Consider the following 238-nt stretch of genomic DNA (forward strand, 5'->3'; position numbering starts at 1 on the left):
GTCTTTGTTGTCGCGTATCATTTCCTGTTGAATGCGGCCGAGGTTGACACGTTCCACGGTTGCAGGCGCATTACGTTGACCTTTAACGCGGACTTCTTTTATCTCTGCTTTAACGGGTGTGGTTTCGGTTGCAGCTTCATCCGCTGCCAAGACTGGATTGCCGAAAATACTGCCGACCAGCGCAGCAATAGGGAGCATTTGTAATGGTTTCATATTATCAACTCAAGATGTAATGGAT

At 47.5% G+C, this 238-nt stretch carries 1 pseudogene; it reads right to left on the reverse strand.

Annotation, left to right across the window (positions count from 1 at the left end):
- Positions 1–213 (reverse strand): annotated as a pseudogene (locus tag ACTHS4_RS12535) (TonB-dependent receptor plug domain-containing protein); the annotation flags it as partial.
- Positions 214–238 lie beyond the last annotated feature (25 nt).

Source organism: Neisseria sp. P0014.S009 (assembly GCF_051958155.1).
In the GTDB taxonomy this organism is placed as follows: Bacteria; Pseudomonadota; Gammaproteobacteria; order Burkholderiales; family Neisseriaceae; genus Neisseria; species Neisseria flavescens_C.